General features: G+C 57.1%; 2 protein-coding genes. Both read left to right on the plus strand.

Going from position 1 to position 3333, the window contains the following annotated elements; all coding sequences use genetic code 11:
- Positions 1 to 1005 precede the first annotated feature (1005 nt).
- The gene (locus WB528_RS04190) at positions 1006 to 2157 is read left to right on the plus strand and encodes a helix-turn-helix transcriptional regulator (protein WP_423887169.1); all 1152 of its coding nucleotides are present in this window, start codon (positions 1006 to 1008) and stop codon (positions 2155 to 2157) included.
- 494 nt (positions 2158 to 2651) lie between these two features.
- Positions 2652 to 3333 (plus strand): hypothetical protein (locus WB528_RS04195; RefSeq protein ID WP_423887170.1); only part of this gene is annotated, 682 nt, incomplete at its 3' end.

A 3333-nucleotide genomic window follows, 5' to 3' on the forward strand; every position in this document is an offset into this window, starting at 1 on the left:
GGACCAGAGGGATTAATGCCTGCAGTTTGCGATGGTACTACGTGCCTCGCGGAACGGATCAGATGCGGGTCAGCCGGGTTGCTCCGACTTCAGTTGTTGGAGCAAGAGGTGGAACGCACGAGCATCACTCGAGCGACTCTGATGACTCAAAGCGGACCCGCCGAGATCGGCACAACCAGGGCGACAATCTCACCTGACAGACGTGTGTTGCTCGTCACAGTCGGTGCGGAAAGATTGTGTTACTCAAAGTGCCAGTTCAGTCGACCGTCAAAGGAGGCATCTTGCGAGTTGGCGCTGCAAAAAACTGCGGGCAAGCGGAAAATCATCGACCCCCTTGGAATAGCTTTCGCGTGGCTATAAACTGCTGAAAGAGCTGCCAGCGGGATGTGCCGGATGTCCCGATGGGCGAACGGGCAGCGATCGTGCCGCCGGCAGGCGAACCCCGTACATTGCGTCCAGTTTGCAAGACTTGCGATCGTCACGGTCGCAAGTGTCGCGCAGCTGTCTTGAATGAAGGAATCGATAGCCAATCAATCTGGAGGTTCAAATTAAAATGGATAAGGAATCGCACGGAAATATCCTTCGATCGTCGCTTCTTATGATCTCCAGTATCGCTTTTGCCTGTATTTTCGGTGCGGTCTCCCGCATCGCTGTGGCGCAAGGCGTTAACACAGCGCAAGGCGCTGGCTGATCCCAGCGGTGGACTACACGGTGTCGAAGATTTCTACTTATTTCTCGACGCTCCCTGACGGGCGGGAGCATTAGATCGCCGCACTCTCCGCCTTCTTCTCGCTTGCGGAAGCGGGAAAAGAGGCGGCGAAGAAGGCTTAGACTGATGAAAAATAATGGACGTCCGAACCCAACTGTTCGGACGAGTGGACCCTGTTTCAAAGCGCGATGACGGTGCCGTCGAAGGATCGCCGAGCTACGATGTCGCTATAGTGCAGTTTCGTCGTTTTCGGCACCCGCGTGAATTGCGGTCGGAGGGGGCTACCGTGGCTGACCATGGATAAATCAGAACGACTGTCGGAACTGATCGGCCACATCTATGACGCGGCACTTGATCCGACGTTGTGGCTCGACGTGTTAGACGGAGCCGCGCGCTTTGTCGGGGGCTCGGCCTCCTCACTCTATTTTAGGGACGCCGACGGACGGCGGCCCGACGTCGCTTATCAGCACGGTCTCGATCCTCGATACGTGCAAACTTACATCAACACTTATGCAGTGCTTGATCCAACCCTGACAGGATATTTTTTCGCCAAGCTCGAAGAGCCGACTGCAACAGCGGATGTCATAGCATACGCAGAGTTTCTTCAAAGTCGCTTCTATAAGGAATGGGCTCGCCCCCAAGGATTGGTGGATACCGCAAATGCGATGCTCGAGAGGTCGGCGACGACGGCAGCCGGCTTCGTGGTGTTCCGTCATGAGCGCGACGGTCTTGTTGACGATGCCACTAGAGGGCGGATGCGGCTGGTCGTGCCGCACATCCGACGCGCAGCGCTGATCGACAAAACACTTCATTTAAACGAGGCGCGATCAACCGTCTTTGCGGAGACCTTTGATAGCATCAGCGCTGCTATGTTTCTCATTGATGCCGGCGGCCGGATTGTACATGCTAATGCGGCTGGCAATGTCATGCTTGATACCGCTGATGTCCTGCGCGCTGTCGCAGGACGCATAGTCGCAAACGATGCACAAGCCGATCTGACGTTGGCCGAGATATTCGCGGCCGCCGCCGACGGCGATAGTGCAATCGGCACCAGAGGTATTGCTGTGCCCCTCAGAGCAATTGCCGGCGATCGCTTTGTGGCCCATGTGCTACCACTCACATCGGGCACGCGCCGACGTGCCGGCACCAGCTTCGGGGCCGCCGCAGCCTTATTTGTGCATAAGACCGCACTGGAATTACCCTCGCGTCCCGAGGCAATCGCCGAGGCCTACAAGCTTACTCCGATGGAGCTTCGCGTTTTACTCGCTGTGGTCGGAGTCGGTGGCGTTCCCGATGTTGCCGAAGTTCTCGGCATCGCCGAGACAACGGTGAAGACCCACCTCGGCGCTCTGTACAAGAAGATCGGCTGCAGCCGGCAAGCCGACCTGGTCAAGCTCATTGGCGGATTTTCAAGCCCACTGGCCGGAAGGCCCACCAAGCCGACCTAACCACCCGAGTTGCAAAAAAAACGGCCTCCTCCTCCGATCGGAGGAGGACAGGAATTAGTCAGGGTCTATAGGCTGGTTTTTGGAAAATCCAATCGCCTATGGTGCGCTGCACCACCCCCTGCATGAAAGAGGAAGATCGCCGGCCGAGAGACGGAGGTGTGTCGTTCGTCACAGTCGTTGCGAGAAACATTGTGCTACTTAGGCGAACGAGCACCACCGTCAGACGGATGCGTGCAGCTTTTCGAGTGTGCACGGGAAGGGTAGTGGAGTGAAACGTAATCCTTACCTAGAGATCTGTTAGCAAGCTTTGCGTCCGTTCAGGGCTACGGTCTCGCCGTGCTTCGTTGAAATAGAGAATAGATCGCTAAATTTTGGAGGGGCATATGAAGCAATCATTCGGTGGCTTTCGTCGTTCGTCACGGCTCCCAATCGCAATTTCTGCTGTGCTATGTGCTGTAGTCTCTTCGCATCCAGTCATGGCGCAAGGCCTTGGCGTGGTCGATCCAAGCCAATCGCTGAACTGGCAGCCGCCTGCGATCTCCCACGACCAGCGCATGCGCCAATTCAGGGATGTCGATCATGGCTCTCAGTCGACGCCGCCAGTAATTCCAAGGTTTCAATTGGACGCGGATCCCAGCGGGGCCGTCGGCACCTTTCAGCCGAACGGCGCTACCATCACGTCGAATAATGCATTCTTCCAGAATCTCGGGACCAACGAACGTACTTGTTTCACCTGTCATCAGCCGGCGAATGGCTGGAGCATCAGCGCGGCCAGCGTCCAAGCACGGTTTGCCCTCAGCGGTGGCAATGACCCGATCTTTCGTCTGGTCGATGGCGCCACTTGTCCGAACGATAACGTTTCGACGCGGGGGGCCAAGCTGCAGTCCTATAAGTTGCTGCTGAAAAGGGGCTTAATCCGCATCGGCTTGGCCCTTCCGCCGGGTTCGCAGTTCAAGGTGATCAATGTGGTCGATCCGTACAATTGCAGCACGAATTCGGCGACCGGACTCATCAGCCCGACGAGCGGAATCTTGTCGATGTACCGACGGCCGCTGCCTGCAGCCAATCTCGGATTCCTGTCGACGATCATGTGGGACGGCCGCGAGCCAAGCCTTACAAGTCAGGCGATTGACGCAACTCTCGGCCATGCTCAGGCCAGCGCGCCGCCCACCGCTG

The sequence above is a fragment of the Bradyrhizobium sp. genome (genome assembly GCF_049586575.1).
GTDB lineage: Bacteria > Pseudomonadota > Alphaproteobacteria > Rhizobiales > Xanthobacteraceae > Bradyrhizobium.

Bases quoted from the DNA above. Each gene is read 5' to 3' on its own strand.
- WB528_RS04190 (WP_423887169.1), top strand. From the start codon at position 1,006: ATGGATAAATCAGAACGACTGTCGGAACTGATCGGCCACATCTATGAC.